General features: G+C 52.2%; 24 protein-coding genes and 1 tRNA gene. 5 read left to right on the top strand and 20 right to left on the bottom strand.

The annotated features are described in order from the left end of the window. Nucleotides 1-117: 117 nt before the first annotated feature. The 10 genes from E1162_RS05235 to fliI form a co-directional block, all read right to left on the bottom strand. Nucleotides 118-1,149 (bottom strand): 4-hydroxyproline epimerase, encoded by a 1,032-nt coding sequence (locus E1162_RS05235; protein WP_155127854.1) that lies wholly within the window; start codon nucleotides 1,147-1,149, stop codon nucleotides 118-120. A 29-nt stretch (nucleotides 1,150-1,178) separates the two neighbouring features. Continuing rightward, nucleotides 1,179-2,414 (bottom strand): NAD(P)/FAD-dependent oxidoreductase, encoded by a 1,236-nt coding sequence (locus tag E1162_RS05230; RefSeq protein ID WP_155127851.1) that lies wholly within the window; start codon nucleotides 2,412-2,414, stop codon nucleotides 1,179-1,181. A gap of 5 nt (nucleotides 2,415-2,419) precedes the next feature. Next, nucleotides 2,420-3,313 carry a dihydrodipicolinate synthase family protein gene (locus E1162_RS05225; protein ID WP_155127848.1) on the bottom strand — a complete coding sequence of 298 codons (894 nt, stop codon included), beginning with the start codon at nucleotides 3,311-3,313 and terminating at the stop codon, nucleotides 2,420-2,422. Nucleotides 3,314-3,473: 160 nt separating this feature from the next. Next, the gene (gene glpK, locus E1162_RS05220) at nucleotides 3,474-4,970 is read right to left on the bottom strand and encodes a glycerol kinase GlpK (RefSeq protein ID WP_155127845.1); all 1,497 of its coding nucleotides are present in this window, start codon (nucleotides 4,968-4,970) and stop codon (nucleotides 3,474-3,476) included. Nucleotides 4,971-5,076: 106 nt separating this feature from the next. After that, complete coding sequence (gene glpD / locus E1162_RS05215; RefSeq protein ID WP_155127842.1) at nucleotides 5,077-6,573, bottom strand: glycerol-3-phosphate dehydrogenase; 1,497 nt, start codon at nucleotides 6,571-6,573, stop codon at nucleotides 5,077-5,079. A gap of 198 nt (nucleotides 6,574-6,771) precedes the next feature. Next, nucleotides 6,772-9,057: a mechanosensitive ion channel domain-containing protein gene (locus E1162_RS05210; protein WP_257098684.1), complete on the bottom strand. Its 2,286-nt coding sequence runs from the start codon at nucleotides 9,055-9,057 to the stop codon at nucleotides 6,772-6,774. 105 nt (nucleotides 9,058-9,162) lie between these two features. Further along, nucleotides 9,163-9,603, bottom strand: coding sequence for a paraquat-inducible protein A (locus E1162_RS05205; RefSeq protein ID WP_371311815.1), 441 nt, complete (start codon nucleotides 9,601-9,603; stop codon nucleotides 9,163-9,165). A gap of 107 nt (nucleotides 9,604-9,710) precedes the next feature. Next, on the bottom strand, nucleotides 9,711-10,391 hold the full coding sequence (locus tag E1162_RS05200) for a cupin domain-containing protein (RefSeq protein ID WP_155127836.1): 681 nt from the start codon (nucleotides 10,389-10,391) through the stop codon (nucleotides 9,711-9,713). 115 nt (nucleotides 10,392-10,506) lie between these two features. Next, nucleotides 10,507-10,914: a flagellar export protein FliJ gene (gene fliJ, locus E1162_RS05195; RefSeq protein ID WP_155127833.1), complete on the bottom strand. Its 408-nt coding sequence runs from the start codon at nucleotides 10,912-10,914 to the stop codon at nucleotides 10,507-10,509. A 28-nt stretch (nucleotides 10,915-10,942) separates the two neighbouring features. After that, entirely contained in the window at nucleotides 10,943-12,268 is a 1,326-nt protein-coding gene (gene fliI / locus E1162_RS05190) for a flagellar protein export ATPase FliI (protein WP_155127830.1), read from the bottom strand. Nucleotides 12,269-12,636: 368 nt separating this feature from the next. On the opposite strand from fliI, the gene ctrA reads away from it, so the two are divergent. Then, nucleotides 12,637-13,326 carry a response regulator transcription factor CtrA gene (ctrA, locus tag E1162_RS05185; protein ID WP_155127826.1) on the top strand — a complete coding sequence of 230 codons (690 nt, stop codon included), beginning with the start codon at nucleotides 12,637-12,639 and terminating at the stop codon, nucleotides 13,324-13,326. Between the two features lie 92 nt (nucleotides 13,327-13,418). Here the strand turns inward: ctrA and E1162_RS05180 are convergent, their stop codons facing one another. Then, nucleotides 13,419-14,393, bottom strand: a complete 975-nt coding sequence (locus tag E1162_RS05180; RefSeq protein WP_155127823.1) for an MBL fold metallo-hydrolase — start codon at nucleotides 14,391-14,393, stop codon at nucleotides 13,419-13,421. A gap of 257 nt (nucleotides 14,394-14,650) precedes the next feature. On the opposite strand from E1162_RS05180, the gene E1162_RS05175 reads away from it, so the two are divergent. Continuing rightward, complete coding sequence (locus E1162_RS05175; RefSeq protein ID WP_155127820.1) at nucleotides 14,651-15,502, top strand: LytTR family DNA-binding domain-containing protein; 852 nt, start codon at nucleotides 14,651-14,653, stop codon at nucleotides 15,500-15,502. A gap of 31 nt (nucleotides 15,503-15,533) precedes the next feature. On the opposite strand, the gene E1162_RS05170 is transcribed toward E1162_RS05175, so the two are convergent. The 7 genes from E1162_RS05170 to E1162_RS05140 form a co-directional block, all read right to left on the bottom strand. Next, nucleotides 15,534-16,412 carry a CheR family methyltransferase gene (locus tag E1162_RS05170; RefSeq protein ID WP_155127817.1) on the bottom strand — a complete coding sequence of 293 codons (879 nt, stop codon included), beginning with the start codon at nucleotides 16,410-16,412 and terminating at the stop codon, nucleotides 15,534-15,536. Continuing rightward, entirely contained in the window at nucleotides 16,409-17,641 is a 1,233-nt protein-coding gene (locus E1162_RS05165) for a protein-glutamate methylesterase/protein-glutamine glutaminase (RefSeq protein ID WP_257098683.1), read from the bottom strand. The genes E1162_RS05170 and E1162_RS05165 overlap by 4 nt, the downstream gene beginning before the upstream one ends. A gap of 17 nt (nucleotides 17,642-17,658) precedes the next feature. After that, nucleotides 17,659-18,024 (bottom strand): response regulator, encoded by a 366-nt coding sequence (locus E1162_RS05160; protein ID WP_155127814.1) that lies wholly within the window; start codon nucleotides 18,022-18,024, stop codon nucleotides 17,659-17,661. Between the two features lie 29 nt (nucleotides 18,025-18,053). After that, nucleotides 18,054-18,548, bottom strand: a complete 495-nt coding sequence (locus E1162_RS05155; RefSeq protein ID WP_155127812.1) for a chemotaxis protein CheW — start codon at nucleotides 18,546-18,548, stop codon at nucleotides 18,054-18,056. Further along, nucleotides 18,545-21,280 carry a hybrid sensor histidine kinase/response regulator gene (locus tag E1162_RS05150; protein WP_155127809.1) on the bottom strand — a complete coding sequence of 912 codons (2,736 nt, stop codon included), beginning with the start codon at nucleotides 21,278-21,280 and terminating at the stop codon, nucleotides 18,545-18,547. The genes E1162_RS05155 and E1162_RS05150 overlap by 4 nt, the downstream gene beginning before the upstream one ends. 129 nt (nucleotides 21,281-21,409) lie before the next feature. Then, nucleotides 21,410-22,054, bottom strand: a complete 645-nt coding sequence (gene chpT / locus E1162_RS05145) for a histidine phosphotransferase ChpT (protein WP_155127806.1) — start codon at nucleotides 22,052-22,054, stop codon at nucleotides 21,410-21,412. A gap of 84 nt (nucleotides 22,055-22,138) precedes the next feature. Continuing rightward, the gene (locus tag E1162_RS05140) at nucleotides 22,139-22,567 is read right to left on the bottom strand and encodes a YHS domain-containing (seleno)protein (RefSeq protein WP_155127803.1); all 429 of its coding nucleotides are present in this window, start codon (nucleotides 22,565-22,567) and stop codon (nucleotides 22,139-22,141) included. Nucleotides 22,568-22,722: 155 nt separating this feature from the next. Between E1162_RS05140 and E1162_RS05135 the strand changes: the two genes are divergently transcribed. Continuing rightward, nucleotides 22,723-23,313, top strand: coding sequence for a DUF1134 domain-containing protein (locus E1162_RS05135; protein ID WP_155127800.1), 591 nt, complete (start codon nucleotides 22,723-22,725; stop codon nucleotides 23,311-23,313). A 217-nt stretch (nucleotides 23,314-23,530) separates the two neighbouring features. Next, nucleotides 23,531-24,550 carry a hypothetical protein gene (locus E1162_RS05130; RefSeq protein WP_257098682.1) on the top strand — a complete coding sequence of 340 codons (1,020 nt, stop codon included), beginning with the start codon at nucleotides 23,531-23,533 and terminating at the stop codon, nucleotides 24,548-24,550. 62 nt (nucleotides 24,551-24,612) lie between these two features. Here the strand turns inward: E1162_RS05130 and E1162_RS05125 are convergent, their stop codons facing one another. Further along, nucleotides 24,613-25,377: a DeoR/GlpR family DNA-binding transcription regulator gene (locus tag E1162_RS05125; protein ID WP_155127794.1), complete on the bottom strand. Its 765-nt coding sequence runs from the start codon at nucleotides 25,375-25,377 to the stop codon at nucleotides 24,613-24,615. A 239-nt stretch (nucleotides 25,378-25,616) separates the two neighbouring features. Between E1162_RS05125 and E1162_RS05120 the strand changes: the two genes are divergently transcribed. Next, a complete protein-coding gene (locus E1162_RS05120; protein ID WP_155127791.1) occupies nucleotides 25,617-25,889 on the top strand; it encodes a hypothetical protein in 273 nt (90 codons plus the stop codon). A 66-nt stretch (nucleotides 25,890-25,955) separates the two neighbouring features. Here the strand turns inward: E1162_RS05120 and E1162_RS05115 are convergent. Continuing rightward, nucleotides 25,956-26,030 (bottom strand) — tRNA-Glu (locus E1162_RS05115). Between the last annotated feature and the right edge of the window lie 40 nt (nucleotides 26,031-26,070).

Here is a 26,070-nt window from a genome sequence, read left to right as displayed (position 1 = left end):
CTATTAACAAATCAAGAATTTCAACAGGGGTGTATGCACAGGGGCCTTTCAAGCTCGAAACTTGAACCTAGCCCGATTTAGATTCGGAAACTACGTATAAGAAGCTGCAATCGCCAGCTATGGACGCGGGAATTGAATTACGCCCTCCGGCGCAAGCTGAAACCCTGTCATGTAGGGGTCACGCTCGTCCAGAAAAATTGTGTTGTAGCCTGTCTTACGTGCCCAGCCCTGAATGGTTGGTCGAATACCCGTTCTGCCGCCGAGACTCACCTCTTCCTTAATGCCGCCAACAAACAAGGAACCAATGATGGATTCATGAGTGAAGCTATCGCCAACTGCCAATTGACCTTTGGCGTGGAGATGCGCCAAGCGAGCAGAAGTACCAGTTCCGCATGGGCTACGATCTAGGGCCCGATCACCATAAAAGACAGCATTACGTCCATCTGCACCCTCTACCGTTGGCTTTCCGGTCCATTGGATATGGCTAATGCCGTTAATGCGGTCATCCTCAGGATGAGAGACTGAGTACTTGTCGTTTAGCGCAGCTCTTAGCTTTGGGCTCCACTCTAGAAGTTGATCAACGCGGACATCGCTGAGATCCGCATAGTTTTCCTGCGCTTCTACGATGGCATAGAAGTTTCCGCCGTAAGCCACGTCTACTGTTATCTCTCCCAGTCCCTCAACATAGGCAGACAGCCCCTCCTCAGCGAGGAAACTAGGAACGTTGGTAAGCGTTACGCTTTCTACAAAGTCGCCCTGCTTGTCATATTCGGCAATAACGAGCCCCGCAGGCGTCTCCAAACGCAAACGGCCTGGTTCAGCAGGTTCAACAAGGCCCTCTTCAATCGCCATGGTCACTGTACCGATGGTACCGTGCCCGCACATAGCAAGGCAGCCAGAGGTCTCTATATAGAGAACGGCGACGTCACAGTCTTCTCGTGTTGGAGGCAGGAGGAAAGCACCGGACATCATATCGTGTCCGCGAGGTTCGAACATCAAGCCTGTGCGGATCCAGTCATAACGCTCCATAAAGTCCGCCCGCCGTGCGAGCATATCCGCTCCCTTAAGGCGCGGCGTTCCGCCCGCAATTAGGCGTACCGGATTACCGCAGGTGTGACCGTCGATGATGGAGAAGGTTTTTGACGCCATGTTAGGTCCCCCAAAGGCCTTGATTATTGTTAGAAGCGCTGCGCACTGAACGCGCTAAAGTCAATGGATGGAGCAGTGCCTTGAATAAGGTCGCCAACCAGCTCTGCGGTCGCAGCTGCCTGCGTAAGACCATGATGCCCATGTCCAAATGCATAGACAACCCGATCACTCTTTCTGGATGGGCCGATCACAGGAAGAGAATCCGGCAGAGATGGACGATACCCCATCCAGCGTTTTCCGTCGTTTTCCTGAAGGTTCGGCAAGATGCGCTGCGCTCTTGAGAGCAAAGCATCGACACGCTTCCAGTTAGGGTCGAGTTTCAAGCCGCCGAACTCCACCGCACCTCCAACTCGAAGCCCGGAAGACAGCTGGTTCATAGCAAAGCCGTAACCGGGCACCATAACCATGTGTTTGAGGCTTACACCCGCATTGCCAATGGTCGTGTTGTAACCGCGCTCTGTATCCAGCGGAACGCGATCCCCCATCATGGCAGCAAGCGGGCGGGACCAAGCACCACCGGCGACAACGAGATTATCGCTAGAAATTACAGAGCCATCTGCAAGGGTAAGGCTGGCCGATTGGTCGTTGGCATCAATTGAGCGAACTTCTTGCTGCTCAAAAGTGCCGCCGCTCTCAAGGAAAAAGCGGGCAAGGTCCTGACACAGACCATAAGGCTCATCGACATTGGCCCACTGCGGGAGGAAAGCGCCGCCGCAAACATCTTCGGAAAGGTCAGGCTCTAACTCGCGGAGCTGGTTACCATCCAACTCTTCGATCTTGATGCCAAAATTGCGCTGCTTATCCCAGCCTGCTCGAGCGTTTTGCACCTGCGACGGCTTATCGAACACTTCAAGACAGCCGTTATAACGCGCCCTGCCCTTTGTTCCTGTCCGTTCCCACAAGCGTTCCCATGACGGAAGAGCCAGCGCGTTGAGAGCTGCGATGAACTGAGTGCTGCGGGCATGTTGTTTGGGGAGTGAGGCCATGGAAAAGCGAAGCATCCACGGCAAAATGGAAAGCCCATAGGCCGGGCGAACCGACAGCGGCCCTAAAGGGTCTAAGAGCCAAGAAGGCACCGCCCGCCAAACGCCGGGCGACGCCAAAGGCGCCACATCCGTCCATGCAATACCTGCAGCATTACCGCTGGATGTTTCAGAGCCCGGAGCTTTACGATCAACCAAAGTGACCTTGTAACCAAGCTCCAGCATACGGATAGCGCTGCTAAGGCCAACGATACCCGCTCCGACGATAAGGATGTGACGCATAAAAATTAGAGCTCCGGCAATTCAGGACGGCAGGCCAGCGCTTTCTCAATTACGGCAATAACGCGCTCGCGCTCCGCGCCTTCCAAAGGCAGGCGTGGGGCACGTACCCTGTCGTTAGAACCGATTGCCAGCTCTTCAGCCATTTTGATGTTCTGTACCAGATTCGTAGATACATCGAGATCCAACAATGGGCGGAACCAGCGGTAGATCTCACGCGCTTCTTCCAGACGGCCAGCACGTGCCAATTTCCAGATCGCAACGGTTTCCGCTGGGAATGCAACAACAAGACCGGCAACCCAGCCATCAACACCCATCGCGATGCTCTCAAGGGCGAGGTTGTCAACGCCGGTCAGTACCGCAAAGCGGTCACCAAAGCGGTTGTAAACCTCGGTCGCACGGCGGATGTCGTCAGTGGATTCTTTCATGGCGACGATGAGCGGCTCATCGGCAAGCTCTGCGAACATGTCCAGCGTTACATCAACACCATACGCAACGGGGTTGTTGTAGATCATGACTGGAATGCCGCCAGCGCGGGTTACCGCTTTAAAGTGGGCAACCGTTTCATGCGGCTGAGACTTGTAAGGAACGCCCGGCAGAACCATGAGACCATCAGCGCCAGCTTCGGCAGCATCACGCGCAGCCTGACAGGCACGGCGGGTTGAGCTTTCGCAAACCGTCATAAGAACTGGACGCTCACCTGCGATGCGCTTTGCAGTCTTTAGAATTTCGATCTTTTCAGATGGCTCCAGCGCCATCGCCTCCCCCAAAGAGCCGCAGACGATAAAACCATCAACACCGGCATCAATCTGGATCTGGAAGCAACGCTCCATCTCGGCAATATCGAGTTCGTCGTTCTCGTTAAACTTCGTTGTTACAGCAGGATAGACGCCGCGCCACATATTGATCTTACTCCTCATAAACTGTGATATATCTGCCTTATGATGCAAAGTATCCACCTGTGTCAAGACTGTGATATATCTCTTTCATTGGAAAATAGTGGTAGCTGTGAATCAAAAAGCCCGCAGAACGCGGGCTTTCGGAGTAACTCTTTGACTATCTTTAGAAAGTAGAGCGTGTACGGCGCACAGCATCACGCCAGCCATCCAGCTTACGCGTACGCTCCTCCGCAGACATTTGCGGATCAAAACGGCGATCAAGGCGCCAGCAGTCGGAAAACTCTTCCATGCTTGGCCACACACCTGCCTTCATACCCGCAAGCCATGCCGCGCCCAGTGCTGTGGTTTCCAACACAACAGGACGGTCAACCGGCGCACCGAGAATGTCTGCAAGGAACTGCATGGTCCAATCGGAAGCAGTCATGCCGCCATCTACGCGCAGAACCGTTTCTGTACCGATGCCTTCACCCATGTCGGCTTTCTTTGCATCGATAAGGTCTGCGGTTTGATAGCCGACGCTTTCCAAAGTCGCGCGAGCGATTTCGTTCTGGCCAGTTGAGCGTGTCAAACCAAAAATGGCACCGCGAGCGTCAGGGTCCCAATAAGGAGCACCAAGGCCAACGAAAGCAGGAACCATATAAACCTGACTTTCAGGATCAGCCTGCTGGGCTAGGTCTTGCGACTTTGCTGCTTTGTCGAGAATTTTCAACTCATCGCGCAGCCACTGCACAGACGCACCAGCAACAAAGATGGAGCCTTCCAGCGCGTAGGTTGTTTTGCCATCCAACCGATAGGCAATTGTAGAGAGGAGTCGATTCTTGGAACGAACCAGCTCTTCACCTGTGTTCAGCAGTGCAAAACAGCCTGTGCCATAGGTGGACTTCACCATCCCCGGCTTGAAGCAGGCCTGACCAATGGTCGCCGCCTGCTGATCGCCTGCAACACCAAGAATTGGAAGGTTTGCACCAAAAAGCTCCGCAGGAATGATGCCGAACTCGTCAGCGCAATCGCGAACCTCAGGCAGCATACTGCGTGGGATACGTAGGATAGAGAGAAGCTCGTCATCCCACTCATTACTCTCGATGTTGTAAAGCAGTGTGCGGGAAGCGTTGGTCGCATCAGTTACGTGAGAGCGACCGCCGGTAAATTTCCAGATCAGCCAGGCGTCTACGGTACCGAACAGCAGGTCGCCCGCTTCGGCACGCTCCCGCGCACCTTCAACATTGTCGAGTATCCAAGTGACTTTGGTGCCGGAGAAGTATGGATCAAGCAGAAGACCGGTTTTGCGGGTGAAAAGCTCTTCCAGCCCCTCTTCTTTAAGAGCAGCGCAGAGAGAGGTCGTGCGGCGGTCTTGCCAGACAATGGCGTTGTGCACTGGCTCGCCGGTGTGCTTGTCCCAAACGAGAGTGGTTTCACGCTGGTTGGTGATACCAACGCCTTTTACATCATCGGCATGAATGCCAGATGCGTAAAGCGCCTCCCGGCACGTCTCTACCGTGGTGCGCCACAGGTCTTCTGGGTCATGCTCAACCCAGCCCGGATGAGGGAAATGCTGGGCGAATTCCTTCTGGCCAACTCCGGATGCTTCGAAGTTGCGGTTAAACACAATCGCGCGGGTCGATGTGGTTCCCTGATCAATAGCCAGAATCCATCCGCTCATGAAATTTCCTCCTCACGCTGACCCGCTAGCCAGCGCCCAATTCTCAAAAGTCACCAAGCAACAAAAAAGGGCCTACTAAACTGCCAATGCCCTGAGCGCAATAAACCTAGGCAACCTGTTTAATAAAATCGTCCAATGCTTCAACTGCGGTTTTATCCAGACGTAGCCCCAATTTGCTACGCCGCCACAGAATATCATCACTTGTTCTAGCCCATTCTTTTGAAATGAGCCACTCTACCTCTTTCTCAAAGAGGTCAGCGCCGAAACAGCGACCAAGGTCTTCAATGGTTTTGCAGCCCGAAAGCATCGTCCAAGCATCTTGGCCATAGGACCGAACAAGGCGATAGCGCAAGCTATCACTTAAAAACGGAAACGCATTTTTGAGCTGATCAACAACTTGATCGAACTCCTGCGGTTTAAAATCCCCACCCGGCAAGGAGGCATCATGCGTCCACGGCTTGCTGCCTTCTGGCAGATAGTCCTGCAGCTTTTCCAGCGCAGACTCCGCCAATCGGCGATAGGTCGTTATCTTGCCCCCAAAGATGTTGAGCAAACCGGCCTGCCCTTTGCCGCCCTCAAACTCCAGCACATAGTCTCGCGTTGCTGATTTGGCGTCGCTTGCACCGTCATCATAAAGCGGGCGAACACCGGAATAGGTCCGCACAACGTCCTTTGGCTGCACAGGTGTCTGGAAGTACTCACTCACCGCATTGCAAAGGTACTCAACCTCATCCTGCGAAATAGCCACCTCACCCGGATCATTGTGATAATCGACATCCGTAGTGCCAATAAGGGTGAAGTCCTTCTCATAGGGAATAGAGAAGACGATACGGCCATCGCCATTTTGGAAGATAAAGCAGCGATCATGATGGTAGAGCTTGGGCACGATGATGTGGCTGCCCTTTACGAGTCGGACCTTGGAGATCTCATTAAGCCCCAGCGCCTCACCCATAACATCAGCAACCCAAGGCCCTGCTGCATTAACAAGGGCTCTAGCCTCAATGGTTTCGGTTTTGCCCGTTTGAGTGCACCGAACATCCACATTCCAGATATCACCATCCCGGCGGGCAGAAACCACTTCACTGTCGCGGCGGATTTCAGCGCCCTTCGCCTGCGCATCGCGTGCATTCAAAACAACAAGGCGCGCATCATCTACCCAGCAATCGGAGTACTCAAAGCCCTTTGAGAATAAAGGCTTCATTCCCTCTTCAAATGGGCCTGATGAGAGCTTTACCGAGCGCGTTCCCGGCAAAAGTTTTCTGCCACCCAAGTGATCGTATAAAAACAAGCCGAGGCGAATGAACCACGCAGGTCGCAGCCCTTTGTGATGAGGAAGAATAAAGCGAAGAGGCCAGATAATGTGAGGTGCATTGTTCAGCAGCACTTCACGCTCCAACAAGGCCTCGCGCACAAGCCGGAACTCGTAGTATTCAAGATACCGAAGCCCGCCATGGATCAACTTGGTAGAAGCCGAAGAGGTCGCGCTTGCGAAGTCCCCTTTTTCGGCCAGAAAAACACTAGCGCCCCGTCCTGCAGCGTCCCGTGCGATACCGCAGCCATTGATACCCCCGCCAATGACAAACAGATCGTAGCGCTTTCCCATTGTTTCCTCGCCAAGCCATGCGCATGCGTGCGCGTATTTTCACTTATCTAAATACCGAAATAAAACGAAGGCATTCGCAAGTCAACGAAACTTTCACCTGCAGACTTAGCGGAACTTGATGGATAGGCACTACAAAATGCAAAAAGGGAGAAGCAAATGCTCCTCCCCTTTCATGAGTGTTTTCGTTTCAGGTCACTCTTAGCTTTTCGGACCAGCGTCCGAAGAAGGGGCAGAGCCGCCCTTAGAGACCTTGCCACCTTTGCTTTCGGTATCATCCGTCAGCATTGGCGGGGTCTCGTCCTTCTCACCGTCACTTGCCATGTGATAGGTAACCTGCGGGAACGGAATTTCGATACCGCGTTCGTCAAAGACCTTCTTGACCAGCTCAGTGTAAGCGCGGCCTAGGGCCCACTGATCACCCGGTGTTGTCTTAATACGCGCGCGAATATCAACCGAAGATGCGCCAAGGTTGATAACGCCATGCATCTCGTAATCACCGACAATGTAGGCGCCGTACTCGGTAACCCTCAAGCGCTGGAAGGCTTCTTCCATCGCCTCTTTCGCCTGATCGATATCGGTATCGTAAGCAACACCAATAATGGCAACGTGATACGCAAACTCTTTCATAGAGTTGGCAACCGTTGTCACGGAAGAGAACGGGATCGTGTGCGTTGTACCTGCAAGGTCACGCAAACGAACACTGCGGATCGTCAGTCTTTCAACGGTACCTGTAACACCGCCAAGTTCAACAACATCACCTTCGTTCATAGCGTTTTCAAGCTGAATGAAAGCGCCGTTGATCACGTCCTGAACCAGCTTTTGCGAACCGAAGGAGAGCGCCAGACCGAAGACACCGGCACCGGCGATCAACGGAGCGATCTGAACACCCAGCTGGGACATGGCAATCAACAGAACCATGATAAGCAGAAGGATGGTGAAGGCATTGCTGAACAGCTTGAACAGCGTTTTCTTGCGCGAGGTAACCATGCGGTGGTTGTCTTCCACCAACTGCAGATCAACCCAAGACATGGTGCCAAGCCAAATCGCCAAGCCGACCAGCAAAACGATAAGAGCAGATGTCACCCGTCCGCTGAAGTCGGAACCTGCACCGCGCCAGAACCATGACCACGGCGTACCAAAGCCCCAAACCTCCAAAATGGAGCTGATCGCACCAAGGATTACAAGAATGCGCAGGATAGCCAAAAGCTTTGGTAAAATCGCATTCAGGCGGGACTCCAAAGTGGGTAGCTTGGTGCCATAGGTCTCAGGTAGATGAATACCTTCACGAATACCACGCGTTACCGCCAGTACAATGAAAGTGGAAATCAGGATAATGAGGATCGAATAACCACTCGCCGAGGCGACAAAGGTAACAGCATCAAACGGACGGCTTAGCCAAACCACAAAGACCGTAAAGACATACACAAGCGCTAAGATGTGCCAAACATAAGCAAGGGCTCTGATAACCCGTGCTCCGATTTCGCTTTCCAGCTTGTTATCTGCATAGCCGATAATCGCATCTCGAACCCGACGGCGAGAACTCACGATTATGGTGACCAGATAGGCAAGAGAAACCAGAACGACAGTCATATGGACACTGCTGCCCAAGCTGTACGACCAATGCGTATTCACCAGCGGTACAAGAACCTGCCCACCAAACCCAAAGATAAAGACCAGTATTACAAGGTGACGTGTCCAGAACGTCGCCTCTTCATCGGAAAAACGGAAAATCCGAAGCTCTTTAACACCCGGACAGAAGACGAACCGGATAGCAACGCGTGCCATTTCAATGAGGAAGAAGGCATCAAGCGTCAACGATTCCAGCAGGGTCGGGTTTCTCACCCCTATCCCTGAAGCCTCTGCAAAATAAAGCGCGGCTATATACCCACTACCGGCAGCAATGGTGACGACGATAGCATCAAGGCCGGTCAGCATGAGAAGGAACCCGCCCCGATGCACCCAGCCATTCTCTATGCAATGGCGCTGGACGCGTCTGAGTAACCGTCTAAGCCCCCAATGCCCTACATAAAGAATGAGATAGGCAGGGATGAGAACGCGCAGAATTTCCAGAACGCCCGATAGCAGGCGATTGATCGTGAACCGAGGTTGGCCTTCCGCGACATCCTGATAGCCAGAAAGTCTTGCGGCAATCACAGAGCCGAACTCGTAAAAGTCAGAGACAACCGACTGCACATAGCCACCAAGCTGTGCGGCAACCGTCTCGTTTGCAGGTGTAGCACCTGCATCAGGCTCTGTCTTTTTAGGAGCCTCAGAGGATTTCAGATAGTTTACCAGCGCTTCTCGCTGTTTGGGGTCCTCCAAAACCTTGATCAAAGCTTCACGCGCTTTGGTTTGATCAGCTTCTGTGGCTTCGCTAGAGGAGCTTGATCCCTCTAGCACTTGCTTCAATGCCTGACTGGAGGCCGGTGTGACCACACAAAAGACCGCAAGAAGTAGCCAGCAAAGAAAAGCTCTTATTTTCATAACTCGAAGACCCTTCGCGTACGCCTCGGCATCGGTGCCGTGGTACAGTGCAAGCAAAACACGCATTTCATAAAGAAAATGCAAATCTCCCAATACAGGGAGGTATCAGCGCCTCATATACTGACAAGCAAGAGCGCTTACAGCAGAAAAAAGCGTTGCGACTGCGTAAAACCACAGCCCTGGCAAAGATGAGGCACTTGCTAGACCGCTGGTTTTGGCAGCAAAAATTACAAGTGCAACCAGCATGACATCCATCATGGACCACTTCCCTAACGTAATCATTAAACGAAGCGCCCAGCGGTTCTCGTGGCCAACAGCAGCCACATGAAGTACAAGCAACTTGATCGCGGGAAGAACGATGGAAAAAATCAGGATAGCACCCGAGATGAGCAACTCCCCTTCTTCATAGAGTGCGCCGGTAATCTCAAGCAGTGACGGCGTTTCTTCCAGAAAGTACAGCCGCTCCAGTTTCATCAGGGGCAAGGTCAAGCCCAGCGCAAACGAGAAGGTGGCGATAGGCAATAAGAAACCGATCAGAACTGACACAATGCTCCCCCATAGGTACTCATCAGTACTCCTATGGGTTTAATGGGGTGAATGCATTGCGGCAAGAGGCGACGCCCATCGAGTACGAACGAACCTACTCACAAAGCCTAGCCTGTATTAGGCCGCCTGATGTTGCGTAGGTGCCCGGTTTTAATCCAAACCTTGGCTCCGGACGCACCAGAGAGAACCTTGGCTTCATAATTAGGCGGCAAGCGCAGCCAGCTTCCGGCCTTCAACATGTCGCCGCCCTCATAAAGCTCACCTTCAAGCACTAGCAGCTCTGCACCCGCCTGCGCAAAAAAGTACGTTTTGCTGTGGGGCTCCCAGATTTCCAGACGAACATCTTCGAAATTGTTTTCAAATAGAGGAACGACGGAAACCCCTGCCCGCAGACCATCAGGCTCGGCCTCTACGTCATTCATATTGAGGTTTATGGATTTCTTATCGGAGGGGTCGAACTGCCAGAGCTTTACAAAAAGCTCGCAGCCCTCTTTTGAATAGGGACTGTGACGGGTTCCGGGAGGGTTCCTCACATATGAACCCGCAGGGTAATCCCCGTGCTCATCCTGAAATACGCCGGAAAGAACAATAAACTCTTCCCCGCCATCATGGACATGTTCAGAAAAGCGGCTTCCCTTCGCATAGCGCACAATGCTGGTTGCACGCGCCACCTCATCGCCAAGACGGTCAAGAGGTTTGCGATCCACCCCCTTCATGGGAGAGGGATGCCAATCTACTTGCGGTGCATGGACAACAACCCGCTCATCAAACTTACCGTTGATCTCCAATGCTGCCTCCTATCGTTTTTCTTTTCGGCCAGTCAGCCTTGTTATCTTACGATGGCAGCCTCGGCTTTGTCATACCGAAACAATATGTATATCGGATCCGACTCGGGCAGGTCGCCTAGCGACCTGCATACCGTCCAGCGATGTCGTCAATTTGTTCTTGTTCGGCTGCCTCTGTGGCGGCGCGATCACGCATCTGCTCTCTTTCGCCCATCAGCTCAACCTTCTTCAGGTCAGCCATGGCATCTTTAAGCTCATCCTGCGCGCGAGAAAGCTGGTCTTTCAGCTCATTTGCAGAATTAACGAGGTTGTCACGACGCTGAGCAGCCGCACGAGCAAATGTCGGATAGGCAAAATGCGAGACATCATCAATGCCAACACGTTTTTGCTCGTCCTCAATCTGCGAATTCAGCTCCTGTGCCATCCGGTCGAAGTCCAGCAACATGGTTTCGATCTGCGCCACACGGCGGCGTTTTTCGTCCACGTGGAACTTCTTCAACCTGATAAGGCCGTCACGGTTTTTCATACGCAATACTCCCTTAATCAAGGCAAGCTTACGTCGGAGTCATTTCCAAAAGGTTGGCAAGCTGCAAATAACCATGGGCTAATGTGGATTTCTCGTCCTTTTCTTGGGACAAAAAACCCTCAATTCCACCAAAAAGCCGGATCGCTTCATCGACCTGCGAATCGCTGCCACGTTGATAAGCACCGAGTCGGATCAGTTCTTCCATGTCAGTGTAGGTAGATAAAAGCTGCTTCGCCTTTGTCAAAACCGGTCGTACGTCATCTGGCACACAGCGCGGCATTGTACGGGAAACAGATTTGAGAACGTTCACTGCTGGGTAGCGTCCCCTTTCCGCTATCTCCCGCTCCATTACTATATGTCCGTCGAGAATACCGCGCACAGCATCAGCCACCGGCTCATTATGATTATCTCCCTCAACGAGCACACTAAAGAGAGCGGTAATCGTCCCCTCACCTATTCGCCCCGGCCCAGCCCGCTCTAGCAGCTTGGGTAGCTCGGTAAAAACAGTAGGCGTATACCCTTTAGAAGTTGGCGGCTCACCGATTGAAAGGCCTATTTCTCTCTGCGCCATCGCAAAGCGGGTGACACTATCCATCATACAAAGAACGTGATGGCCTTCTTCTCTAAAGTACTCAGAGACAGATAAAGTGAGATAAGCAGCCTGACGCCGCATCAAGACGCTTTCATCAGAAGTCGCAACGATAACAACCGAACGAGCAAGCCCATCCTCGCCCAAATCATCCTCGATAAACTCTTGAACCTCGCGGCCACGCTCACCGATTAGACCGATAACGGAAATGTCTGCCTCGCTATTGCGCGCCAACATAGACATCAAAACCGACTTGCCGACACCCGAGCCTGCGAAGATGCCCATGCGCTGACCGCTGCAGCATGTGGTGAAAGTATTGAGAGCGCGTACCCCCAAATCGATCGGGCCACCTACTCTGGAACGCTCTGCCGCTTTAGGGGGGCTTGCCCGCAGTGCCATGGGCTTTGGCCCAAATGGTAACGGCCCCTTGCCGTCGATAGGTTCGCCAAGAGCATTAACAACACGGCCCAGCCATCCATTGCTTGGATGCACTGCGCTCTCCCGCGACACAAGCCAAGCTTTGCTTCCATGCCGAAGCCCCTCGACACCGCTGAAAGGCAGACATAAAGCACGGCCTTCTCTAAAGCCGACGACCTCTACCTGTATCGCCTCCTGAGCCTCCCCCACATCTAGGAGTAGACGCGCGCCAACGCTCATTTCATGCACGGGGCCGGAAACCTCTACTAGAAGCCCCTTAACCTCTTCTACTCGACCATAAATCTGAGTCGGCAGGCATGATTCTATCTCTGCTAGCAGCGCGTCCAAACGGCTCTCCCATCCCTAAATTCCCGTAATGGTAACCGATCATTTACCCTTATGCTTAATCTTAATGTGGAGAAATGTAGCGGCTGGCGGGCTTTCCCGCGGTGTCCGTTGCGTCAGGAAGGAGATCAAAATCAAGGAATTCCTTGGTTTTTGACTGAAAGATCGTCTGGTTGCGTACTAATCAGTAAAACCGCTGAAAGGTTGTACCCAGAAGACTTTCACAAGTTCCTTCAAATCGCTTGCAGGTGCGAATCAAGTTCTGTTAACCATAATCTCATTGATTGAGAATTCGGGTTATCAGTTCCTTCGCAACGGTTGGCGTTTTTGGCCGGCGCGACCGCCCGGAAAGGCAACACGAGGGGAATGACATGCGTGTTTTGTTGATTGAGGACGACAGCGCAACGGCGCAAAGCATTGAATTGATGCTAAAGTCCGAAAACTTCAATGTTTATACAACTGACCTGGGCGAAGAAGGTATCGACCTTGGTAAGCTGTATGACTACGACATCATTATGCTTGACCTGAACCTGCCGGATATGTCCGGTTACGAGGTTCTGCGCACACTGCGTGTTTCCAAGGTCAAGACACCGATTCTGATTCTTTCTGGTCTTGCAGGCATTGAAGACAAGGTTCGTGGCCTTGGCTTCGGCGCTGACGATTATATGACCAAGCCATTCCATAAGGATGAGCTGATTGCACGTATCCATGCAATCGTGCGTCGTTCCAAAGGACATGCGCAGTCGGTTATCGTAACTGGCGACCTCACCGTAAATCTCGACACCAAGACAGTGGAAGTCGCAGGCCAGCGCGTTCACTTGACTGGTAAAGAGTACCAGATGCTGGAACTGCTCTCTCTGCGCAAGGGTACGACCCTTACCAAAGAGATGTTCCTCAACCATCTTTACGGCGGAATGGACGAGCCAGAGCTGAAAATTATCGACGTATTCATCTGTAAGCTTCGTAAGAAGCTGGCAACGGCGGCGGCCGGAAAGAATTACATCGAGACCGTTTGGGGTCGCGGCTATGTGCTGCGTGAGCCGGAAGAAAAAGCGGCTTAAAGCACTGACCCAGAAATTATAATACCCCCGCCCTTTCGGCGGGGGTATTTTTTTGCGCTGCTTTTGTAGTGATGGGGCACAGCGTTGCCGGATTACATATCCAGCTGATAAGAAACTGGGACGTATCTGAAACCAGAACCCACCGCCTCTACATAACCGGCAGCGGGAAACGGCATGTGATAGCCAACAAATGGGATGCGATCGCTCGCAACCATCCCGAAAATCTTCTTTCTGGTTTCAGCGGCGGCGCCTTTATCCATGTCAAAGCGCACTTCCCAATCAGGGTAAGCCAATGACCAAACATAGTGGTTCGCGGTATCAGCCGCTAAAAGCGCCTGTTTTCCGTCAGATTCGACTAGATAGACCATGTGACCGGGCGTGTGACCAAAGGCTTCAACCGCCTCAATACCCGGCACAACACTGTCTCCTCCTTTGATGAAGGACATTTTGTCGGCCAGCGGCTTAACGTTCTTAGAAAAGAGCTTTGCTACGCCGTTCGCCTCTGGATCCATCTTCGCCCAGAAATCAAACTCATCCGCTCCTGTAACATAGCGAGCGTTTTTAAATGCCGGAGCACCGTCTTGCATCAACCCGCCTATATGGTCGGGGTGCATATGGGTAAGGACCACGACATCAATATCCTCTGGCTTGAGCTCTACTCCTGCCAGTGCGGCAGATAGGTTACCACGAGCAGGAAGACCGCCAGACCCGACACCGGTATCGAAGAGAATAGTTTCACCGCCGATCTGGACGACAGTTGGAGTGAAGTAGGCTTTGAATGCGTCTGCCGGAATGAAGTTTGCCTTGGATGCATCATCGAAAGCTTCAGCGCTCTGGTTCATGCCAAAGGTCTTTTGAGGCTCCTTGGCGTTCACCGCACCATCTAGCAAAGTCGCGACCTTGGCACTGCCTAGTTTGAACTGGGCACTCGGCGCTGCAGCTTTTGAGCCTTCCGCCAGCGACTGGGCCGCCATGGCCGGAAGAGATCCAACAGATGCAGCAGTTACAAGAGCGCCACCTCCAAATAGTGCGGCGCGGCGGGTAACCAGAACGTTGACAGTGCTCATGACTCAAACTCCTTGCTCAGCAAACAAAACCACTTTTCCGACGATGCGAAGATCATCTTCACCGGTCAGAATCCGTAGGTTCTTAAGCTCAAGCCAAACTATTAGATCAGATTTGTTCCGCCCTTTACGACAACCAACGGCGCAATTTCTCGAATTCTTAAACGAGTCAAAACTTGGATTAAAAAACAATAATTTGCAGATCCCTTTCCATTCACGTAACGTAAGTGGCGGTTTCTCTTTAGGGATTCTCTAATGCTATGAGCAAGCGACTTACCATTGCCTACACTATTGTCATTGGCCTGCTAATAGCAGCCAATGAATTTAGTCCCATGTACAAATGGTCCCCGTTCAGTAGCCACTTTTATTGGGTAGGCAGAATTGGGATTGAAGCGCTGTTTTTCTTCGGCACTCGCCAACTGCTTATCGCTTTGGAACTTTTCCATAAGCGCCCAGTGGTACTAGCAGCTTCCGCAGCATTGATCAGTCTAGTGCCGTTCACACTCAGCATCACAATGATAGATATCATTCTGGGCATTCCAGAACTGGGGCAAGATGCTGGTATCGTCGTTGGCGAAGGGCTAGCCTTAGAGTTCGCCAAAGAGGTTCTCTATCTCTTCAACAATCACATGCTGCTCTGCGCTCTGCTTACGTTCCCGAAGTTTTTCGCTCGCAAAGCAACTCAGGATGCCGCGCGCATGCCCGCGCACCCCAATGAAACCTCAGCAACTGAAATCGTCACTAATGAAGAAGAAACCCCAACTCCCGAAAGCCAAGCATTACTGCCGTTACTTGCCCCTCCCCTTCAAGGAGACCTTATCCAAATGGAGGCGCAGGAGCATTATGTCCGTATCGTAACAACGGAAGAAACGCGCATGGTGCTCGCCCGTTTTGCAGACTATGTAAAGCTAATTCCAGAGGATGTTGGGCTACAAATTCACCGCTCGCAATGGGTTGCCCGCAGCGCTGTTGAATGCTGTTTTCAAGAAGGTGCTAATATGCGTGTCCTTCTTACAAACGGTTCAACGGTACCAGTTAGCCGCCGTTACACTGACATTGTAACCAGCACCTTTGATAAACGGTTGCACCCAATAAAAAAGGCCAGCGCGTAGCTGGCCTCCTTCAAAATACGATCTATCGCGCTTAACCGATTGCTCGAATGCGCGGCGTAAAACCGGTCAAAGAGCTTGCTGGCACAGAAACTTGTGTTGCTCTCTTTGGGCGATACAAACCGCGAAGGTTTGGAACCGGCTCAAAGCTATCAACCAAGCCAACAACGGTTTCCGCCGCGCCGAGTACCAAATAACCATCATCCGGCATTTGCTTAGCAATACGATTGAGAATTTCGATTTTCGTCGCTTGATCAAAATAGATCAAAACGTTGCGGCAGAAGACAATGTCAAACTCACCGAGATTTACGAAATTCTCCAGCAGATTCAGCTGCTTCCACTGCACCATTGCACGAATTTCAGGCGCGATCTGCCAGATTTCCTGCAACTGGGTGAAATATCGAAGAAGCATCTGGATCGGCAGGCCGCGCTGAACCTCAAACTGGCTGTAGATACCGGTCCGAGCTTTCTCCAACACTTCCTTGGAGATGTCTGTGCCGAGGATCTCAAATCGGAAACCGGCGGTTTTCGCCCGTGCTTCCTGCAGCTTGATTGCAATGCAGTAAGGCTCTTGGCCTGTAGAGGCAGCAGCAGACCAAATGCGAATACGACGCTTGGAAGCGCGGTTCTTCAGCATGGTTGGCAGCATTTCCTGCTCAAAATGCATGAAAGGCGTCTTATCACGAAAGAAGAACGTCTCGTTCGTGGTCATCGCTTCCACGACGTCGTCCTTCAACTCCATGCTGCCAGCCATGCGAATTTTGGCAACAAGCTCGTCCAGTCCACCAAGGCCCGCGCGGCGAGCGACAGGGATTAGGCGGCTTTCGACGAGATACTGCTTCTCGCTCGACAACACGAGCCCGGAACGACTGTGTAGGAATTTCTGCAGAAAATCATAATCTGAAGGCTTCATCCAAATGTTCCTTCCAAAAGGCGGGAAACTTTTGAACCGATCTGTTCCAGAGGGAGAATCCCGCTGCAGTTTCCGCTTTTCGCGGCTGCACCTGGCATTCCCCAAACCACACTGGACTTCTGGTCCTGGGCAATAACGCTGCCCCCCCGCCCTGCAATTGAATAGGTTCCTTGAGAGCCATCAGCTCCCATACCCGTCAGCACCACTGCCAATGTTGCGGCTCCGTAAACCTCTGCAACACTGTCAAACATTGGGTCCACTGACGGACGACAAAAATTAATTGGAGGCTCTTGGTCAAGCGTTGCGATCACCTGACCATCCTTCTTGGCAACGCGAAGGTGATACCCTCCCGGTGCAACATAAACATGCCCTGCCTGAATAACCTCACCATCCTCGGCTTCCTTTGAAGGAATGCCCAGCACCTTGCCCAAATGCTCAGCAAGAATGGTGGTAAATGTAGGCGGCATATGCTGGGTAATAAGGATCGGAACATTCTTGATGCTCGCTCCAATACCCGACAAAACGACCTGTAGCGCCTGCGGTCCACCCGTAGAGCTGCCAATGGTCAGGACCCGAGGCACCGCGGAGGAATAAGGGCGAAGCTCATATCCGCCAGCGCCGCTTGCCGCAACAACCTTTGCCTGACGCAAAGCGCTTCGCGTATCGATAGCACCGGCTGGCTTTGCTTCAACGCTCGGCCTTTGACCAGCAGACGTTTCGGCTCTCATTTTACGCATGCGGCGGAACGCGAGTGGACCATCGTCCTGCGCTCTATTCACTGCGCCCAAATGACGAAGCTTTTCAATCAACTCTCTGCGGAAGTCGGTAGAAGTCAGCGACTGACTGGTACTTTCCGGCTTTGCCACATAGTCGGTCGCACCAAGGGAAAGAGCCCGCAAGCTGATTTCTGCGTTGCGCCGAGTAAGCGTCGAGGCCATGAGCACTGTAAGGCCGCGCTTCTTTTTAAGAAGCAGAGGGAGAGCCGTAAGCCCATCCATAACCGGCATCTCGATATCGAGCACAACGATATCGGGATTGCTGCTTTCGATATCTTCAACAGCAAGCTGCCCGTTTCGATGACGCGCTACGACTTCAAGGTCAGGCTCCTCTTCGATCCAACGGCTGATAAGCCCCCGAATAACGACAGAGTCATCAACAATCATCACCCTTACAGGTGCCTGCTGATCACGCCCCAAACCAGTTACTGCTTCTTTTAGTGCCCCAAGCATTCCAAATTAGCTTTCCGTTAGACCAGTCCGACTTCCTGAAACTTTGCTTCGACGATATCGCGGTCAAACGGTTTCATAATGTACTCGTTAGCCCCTGCGCGGATGGCCTTGGTAATGTGCGCAACGTCGTTCTCGGTCGTGCAGAAGACAACGATTGGCTGCTGCCCATCCTTTTCTTCACGCAAGCGAACGAGGAACTCGAGGCCATCCATTACAGGCATGTTCCAATCCAGAAGGATTGCATCTGGCATAGAGGCTTTGCACAGATCGAGGGCCTGCTGGCCATCTTCTGCTTCAGAGGTAGAAAAGTTGAGGTCTTCAAGAATACGGCGCGCCACCTTGCGGATCACACTTGAATCGTCAACAACCAAACAATGCTTCATGTCATAACTCTAGAAAGTGAGTGCGAGACTCAGGCTGCTTTAGGTTCAATGAGGGATGTCAGAAGGCGGTCTACATCCAGTACCACCATCAACTGACCATCAAGACGGTGGACACCGCCGGAAATTTCTGCCCAACGAGCGTCAAGGTTGGATGGATTGGACTCCATTTCCTTAACTGGCAGGTTCAGCACTTCGCCCACGGCATCGATCACAAGCCCGTAGGACTCGCTCTTGTATTCAATACCAACGGCCATCATGCCCTGATCGCCGCTAAGCGGTTCCAGATGCAAGCGACGGCGCATATTAATCGCAGTGACGATGCGACCGCGAAGGTTCAGCACGCCTTCCACTTCTGGCGGCGCCAGAGGAACGCGGGTTACTTTCTCCGGCACGAATACGTCGTGGACCTGCGAAATAGGAATACCGAACAGCTGCCCGCCGATAACCACGGTGACGAACTGAATGTAGTCGCCGCCACCCTGCTGATTATCATTGTGATCTTTAACAGTGGTTAGATTGGTCATGCTGCTACCTCGAGTTCTCCGGTCATCACGTCTTTAAGTGAAGCGATCAAACCAGCCCGATCAAATTTTGCTACGTAGTCATCAAAGCCAGCCTGACGGCCCTGCTCGATGGAGGCAGGCGTTACAACAGCGGACAATGCGATAATTGGAAGACGCGCGAAACGCGGGTCGTTGCGCAGAGCTGCACAGAACTCGAAGCCGTTTACATCAGGCATTTCGATGTCGGTGACGATCGCACCAAAGCTTGCGCCTTTTTCCAGAAGCTCGAACGCAGCCGATGCACTGTCACACACGGAGACTTTGTAACCGGCGGCTTTAAGAACTGGCGTCAGCATGTTGCGGAAGAACGCGCTGTCGTCCACGAACAAGAGGTTCTTGGAAAGAGTAGAGCGAGAAACTTCTTTACGAACAAACCAGTCATCAAATGCCAGCGGCAGATAGTGGCCAAGATCCATGATCTCGGTCGCTTTGCTCTTGATGATCGCAGAACCTAGAACACCCGGTGTCTGGGAGCTGACTTCGATGGACATACGGTCTTCGACAATGTCGACGATTTCATCAACCACAAGACCCATTGAGCGGCCAAGATCAGAGAACACCAGCATCGGCTGTGTGCCCTCTTCTTTGTGACGGGCATGTTCGTTGACGTAAACAAGTGGCATGAGCGAACCGCGGTACTGAACCAGATCGCGACCATTGGAGCGCTCGATCTTAGAGACCTCGAACTCTTCCAAACGTGTCACGAGTGACAGAGGAACAGCCTTTGGCTCTTGAGAACCAGCGCGGAACAGCAGAAGCGAAATCGGCATGTCCGTATCGGAGTTGGTGCCAACAGCTTCTTCTTCAGCAGCTTCCACAGCAGCTGCCATAGAGCTGGAAGCGTGGCTCGCCATAGCAGCGGCAACACCGTTCGGGTCGATAATCATGATAACAGCACCATCACCAAGGATGGTGTTACCGGAGAACATGGTCAGATTGCGCAGCATGGACGACATTGGCTTGACCACGATTTCTTCCGTGTGGAAGACCGCATCAACAACAACGCCGAAGGTCTGGCTGCCAACCTGCATAACAACAATGAAGCCGCTGTCTTCGTCCAGCTCGCCCTCTGCACTCATGCCCAGCAGCTGGCTGATATGAACAAGCGGCAGCAGTTTGTTGCGCAAGCGCAGGACCGGACGATCCTTGATGCGCTCAATGCGGTGCTCGGAGTTGGACTGAACGCGAACCAGTTCCATGACAGAGAGCTGAGGAATGGCGAAACGGTCTCCGCTTGCCTCAACAATCAAAGTGGAAACGATTGCCAGCGTCAGTGGAATCTTGATGATGAAGCTGGTGCCTTTGCCGACAACCGAGCGGACATCAATAGAACCGCCAATCATCTCAACGTTGTTGCGCACAACGTCCATGCCAACGCCGCGGCCGGAAACAGATGTAACCTTCTCGGCAGTCGAGAAACCAGCGGCGAAAATGAACTTCTGCACCTGATGGTCCGACATCTTTTCGATTTCGGCTTCAGTTGCGAGACCATTTGCAAGGGCCTTCCGCTTGATACCATCAAGGTTCAAGCCGCGACCGTTATCCTTGACTTCGATAAGGATATGGCCGCCTTCATGATAAGCGGAAAGAGTGATCGTGCCTTTTTCCGGCTTACCGGCGGCAACGCGATCCTCAGGACTTTCAAGACCGTGGTCAGCAGAATTGCGAATCATATGGGTGAGCGGATCTTTAATCAGCTCAAGAACCTGACGGTCCAATTCGGTGTCTGCGCCCACCATTTCAAGGTTGATAGGTTTGTTCAGTTCCTGTGAAAGGTCGCGAACGATACGCGGAAGCTTTTGCCATGCGTTGCCGATTGGCTGCATGCGCGTTTTCATAACGCCTTCCTGCAGCTCGGCAGTAACGTTGGAAAGACGCTGAAGTGGAACTTTAAACTCGCTGTCTTCGTGACGGCGGACAATCTCCAGCAGCTGGTTGCGGGTCAACACCAGCTCGGAAACCATCGTCATCAGATGCTCAAGGGTTTCTACAGCAACGCGAATACTTTGATTCGAAACGCCCTGCCCATTGCCGCTCTTCTGATCGCCGCGGGAAGAGATATTCTTCTTTGCTTCGTCCTGCTCGTTAGCCATCGCTGGCTTGGCTAGAACTGCAATTTCAGGCTCTTTGTCGAGATCGTCCTGATCATCGCTCTGCTCTTCCTCAGCAACCGGAATGTCGATTTCGACTTCCGCTTCACGGAATGCACGCTCCAGTTCATCAAGCGAAACTTCACCTGGACGCAATGGACGCTCAAGCGTTTGGACGATAATTGCCTCTTCGTCCATTTCAACTTCAAAGGCATCGCCCGTATCAGCTGAAAGCGAAAGACGCTCTAGCTCGGAGATCAGATCGCCATCATCACCAGCCGGCTCTTCACCGTTGGAACTTTCCAGATCAGCAAGAATTTCTTTAATGCGATCAATGGAGCTCAGAACGAGAGAAACCGCTTCAGGCGTTACTGGCACGCCGTCACGGAATTTACCCATCAACGTCTCGGCTGCGTGCGCAATCGCCTCAAGTCGCGGCAAACCAAGGAAACCACAGGTTCCTTTGATCGTATGCACAAGCCGGAAGATATTATCCAGAATGCTTGCGTTGTTGGGATCCTGCTCGAATTTAACGAGCTCGACGTCTACGACATCAAGGCTTTCGTTAGTCTCAGTGAGGAACTCTCTGAGAAGATCGTCCATGGTACACACCCGCTTAAACTGTAAGTTGCCCCCCGGTGACCACAAACAGACCACCTAATGGCGTGAACTTCAGTGTTAAGCGAAACAGTTAACATAGACTGAAAACTTGACAGCAATACCTAATGGATATCAGGAATCTCGGCGCGCTACACACGTAAAACTTTCATCATCCTGAGAGATTTCAAGTTTCAAGCCTGCTTCATTTGCCAGCAAAACGGTATAGATCGGCTGCACGGAATGCGCGTCAATGCGCTCCGGAAGCTGCCCACTGATTGTATCTTTTACAATCGCTGGCACCCGCACAGTCTTACCTTTCGCTGCAACGATAAATAGTGGAGCCTCAGCATCCCCTTCCATTGCAACGGTTACCGTACCCCCGCGCGGAACACACTGATTAACCATGAGCAGCAGGTTCAGAATCAGCTTCACTTGGTTCTTTGGAAGCAGAAGGCGCGGCAGTAGCCACTCCAAATCAGATTTTTCATTTTCCATAAAGCCGGAAGCAACTGTCTGCGCATCACCAAGATCAATCTCGGAGCCAGCAGAACCTGCAGCACCGAAAGCAATGCGAGCAAACTGGAGCTTTGCAGATGCTTGTCGGGCTGACTTGCGAATAAGATCCATCGCAAAGTCTGCCATATCCTCGTTGCCCTCTTCGTCGAGAACTTCAAGGCCGTTGGTTATCGCGCCGACAGGGCTAATAATGTCGTGGCAAACGCGAGAAGCAACCAAAGCTGCAAGGTCAAGCGAAGACAAGTGATCGAAAGCGGACATGGGTGCTCCGGAAACAAATAAAACAACTGATTCGAAACGATCGCCAATGGTTACATAGAGTTAACCATAATGCCAAGTACTGGATTACCGGACTGACACGCAATCAACCTTTTCCGCATGCAGCTTGGCGTTCTCCCACAGCGTCTCGTGATTTGCGAAGAACAGAACGCGGTCTTGTCGCCCGTAAAAGAGGAGGAGCTTTTCCTTATAGAAAGCAAAAACAGTCGGGCTCCCCTCTACCTTGACGCCTTGCGAGAGCCTGAAAATGCCGCAACTACCAAACGCTGGGGCATAAACATCAGGATCACGCTCAAAAGCGGCCTTGTTGCCCTCATTTTTGAATAGCCACAAACGGCCAGACCAAAGCAGCTCAAGCGCGTTTTTGCCCTTTTCCGGCTCTCCGGTTTGAAAGGTCGCAACAGGATCAAAGCCGCCAAAGCCGAAGGGCGCTGCGTAAGATAAGTTGCTTAGAGCTAGCAAACAAACCAAGGAATACACAGAAAAGCGTCGCATTTCCCCCCCAGCGCACTGCATGAGCGCCACAAATACCATAAATTCGGGCTAAACTTCGAATCATTAGAGCGTTTCATCGCGTAGACGTCAACAATCCATTCGGTCATATTAGGTCGTATGCGGGGTTGATCACTTTTCATTTAAGGGGAGCCTTTATGACTAAGGCGATTTTTCGTTTGCCTGTTTTGAACATTCTGGCTGCAGTTCTGGGTATCAGTCTTTTGCTCTCAAATGGGCAGGCTCAGGCACAAGCACAGTCAGACAGCACCTACCACCAGAACGATATTGTTGAAGCTGGCCACCAGTTCTTCGGGTCAATTTCTTCCGGCCTTGCCAAAGTCGTTGAAAAAGCTGTCCAGCAGTACGGCGAGCCAAACGGCTACATTCTGGGTGAAGAAGGTTCTGGCGCATTTTTCGCTGGCGCCACCTACGGCGAAGGCACCTTGTACACCCGTAACGCCGGCACCCACCCTATGTTCTGGCAGGGCCCTTCTCTGGGCTGGGATATGGGCGGCGATGGTGCTCGCGTAATGATGCTGGTTTATAACCTGCCATCCATCGACAGCATTTATAAGCGTTATGTTGGCGTAAAAGGCACTGCATACCTAGTCGGCGGCTTCGACATGCAGGTTCTTTCCAACAACAACATCTATGTTGTGCCTATCCGTGCAGGCCTTGGCGCGCGCCTTGGCGTGAATATGGGTTATTTGAAATTTACTAGGAAGCCAACCTGGAACCCGTTCTGATAGAATTGCCTTAACGTTAGTTCTATACTCTTGAACTGCGCGAAAGATCCTGTTGTGCGATACTCGCTAAACAGGATCAGGCGAACGAAACGAATTGGGCAACGATGTGATTGAAACTGCGCTCTATATTGGCCTTGGCTTTCTTGTATGTGCTTTAATAAGCCTAGCAATGCTCCCATTTGTTTGGGGGCGTGCTGTACGGCTGACCAGGAGAGCGTTGGAAGCTTCCAATCCGGTTAGTTATGCCAAAGCCAATATGGCCCGCGATCATCTTCGCGCCCAGTTTGCCATTGAGCGCCGTCAGCTTGAGGTAAAGCTTGAACGCCTACATGCTCAAGCAACCCATGACAGAGCAGCGCTTAATCTTTCAGAGGCTGAGACAGCTGGTTATCTGCAGGAACTGAACCGCCTTAAAAAGCAGTTCGGCCTCGACCAGACCGCACCGCAGACCGAAAAGCTGTCACGCCGTGCGCGTAAGCTTCTTGCTCGCAAACAGCGCATTGAAGACATGGCGATGGTTGAGGCGGATATCGAAGTGCCGGAGGATCCAGCAGCGCTCGACTTCTCTGCCAAGGCTGCAGATGATGGGTCCGCTAAAGTAATCCCGCTTCACAACCCGCAGCTTGCGACCAAAACCGCACAAGCGGCCACCGAAGACCCGAATAATCCGCTTGCCGTTCTTGCAGCAGCAATTTCCAAAGAAGTTGCGGAAATGTCGGCGGAAACCCATGATGTCTACACGCCTTCCAGCCCAGAAGAGGCCGCAGAGCAAGCTTCGGAAGCATTCAGCAAGCTAAAAGAGCGCTACGCCGAACTTGCGCAAGAGCGCAATGACCTCCAGAGCAAGCTGGATGAAGCGGAGAAAGACAAGCAAGAAGCTGAGAGCGCTTCGAACAGCAAAACCAACAGCAAGCGACGATTGACCGTGAACCAGAAAAAACTCAAAGAACTCGAAGACAAAAACACCGAGTCGCAGCAGATCATCGCTACTTTGAAGGAACAGATCTCCGCGCTACGCGACGAGAAGAATAACAGCGAAGCCTTCTCTGAAATGCGCCGTGAGCTTCAGGAAATTGCAGCCCAGCTTGCTGCTAAAGCCATATCCAGCGATGCTGAACTCGCAGGCAAGGTAGACATGATCTTAAAAGACATCGACACATTGCGCCAAAGCGATGATGGCGCGCCAGACCTTGCAAACCGTATTGCTCAGGCCCGTAAGGCAGGCGGCTCGTCCTAAGCCTGTTGCACGCCTACAATCAAACGAAAACAGGAAGCGCCTAAAGGGCGCTTTTTCTTTGCCTAGTCAGAACTCGCTTCAATGAGCTTCACTTCGTTATCAGCCAGAACTTTCCTCAAGCCGCTATCTTCAAGGGCGTCGGTAACCAAATAGTCGATCTGGTCGATATGGCCGATACGAACCGGCGCAGAGCGGTCGAGTTTGGTTTTATCAGCAACAAGAATACGTGTACGCGAGTTTTCAATAATCGCTTGGGCAACCTTCACTTCACGCAGATCATAGTCAAGCAAACCACCATCCTTATCGATGGCAGAAGCGCCAATGATTGCGTAGTCCACCTTGAACTGGCGGATAAAATCGACCGCTGCCTCACCAACTACACCGCCATCAGAAGAACGCACAACACCGCCGGCCATAATCACTTCAATCTCGGAGAAGGGCCGCAGGGTTCCCGCAACATTGAGATTGTTGGTAATCACCATAAGGCCGCGATGGTGAACAAGAGCGCGAGCGACTGCCTCTGTCGTAGTTCCGATGTTTAGGAATAAAGATGCACCATCCGGTATCAGCTCGGCGGCCGCCCTACCTATGCTCTCCTTCTCACGCCCTGCAATATCCTTACGAGCCAGATAACCGACGTTCTCGACGCCGTAGGCCGGTAATGCCCCCCCATGAACGCGGGCAAGCAAACCCTGCTCGCAAAGATCATTCAAATCTTTTCGGATCGTTTGCGGGCTAACGTCAAACTTCTTTGCAAGATCATCAACCTCGACTTTGCCAGTCTGACGAGCCAGTTCAAGAATGGAATTGTGCCTTGCCACCAGCATTTATCGATGTCCCTCCCCCAAAAAAGCTAAAAAGTCCCGAACCCATGTGATCTCAACGATTTGGGCCGAAAGAGTGGAGCACGTAAACGAATTACGCAAGCATAGTTCCTTCTGCCCCCTTGCATAGCCCACGTTTTGTTGCGTAAAACTACGTGCAACACACACACGTTCCAGTGTACCAGACAGACATGGCGTTATTCGAGTACGGGCTTCGAAGCGTCAGGAGGGGCAATTCGGCAATGGTAACGGAAGAGTTGGAAGTGCGCACACCTGCGCGTGATCATCACACAACAACTGCAGCGCAAGTCGGTATTGAACAAGCAGACTGCCAGATTACAGTGCACGACTGCATCGAAGACGTTCGCGATATGAATAGCGGTCTTGCTCGCTCTTTCATGGAGCAGCTTGAGACGAAGACTGAAGACGAGGAGAGCGCATCTCTTTGGAAAAAGCTTGGCCCAAAAGAGCGTAACTCAAACCTTGGTGCCGGTCTGTCAGCTCGCTGGCTATAAATCCAAATTTTAGGCATAAAAAAACAGCCATGAGAGGCTGTTGTCGAAAACTTCTTTAAAAAGAAGTGGCACGCCCAAGGGGAATCGAACCCCTGTTTCCGCCGTGAAAGGGCGGCGTCCTAACCGCTAGACGATGGGCGCACTCTTAAAGCCATTAAGGCTCTTATGTTGAACAGACAGC

The organism is Pseudovibrio flavus (assembly GCF_009711345.1).
In the GTDB taxonomy this organism is placed as follows: Bacteria; Pseudomonadota; Alphaproteobacteria; order Rhizobiales; family Stappiaceae; genus Pseudovibrio; species Pseudovibrio flavus.
The sequence above is the reverse complement of the archived record's forward strand: the minus strand, read 5'-3'. Positions and strand labels throughout refer to the sequence as shown.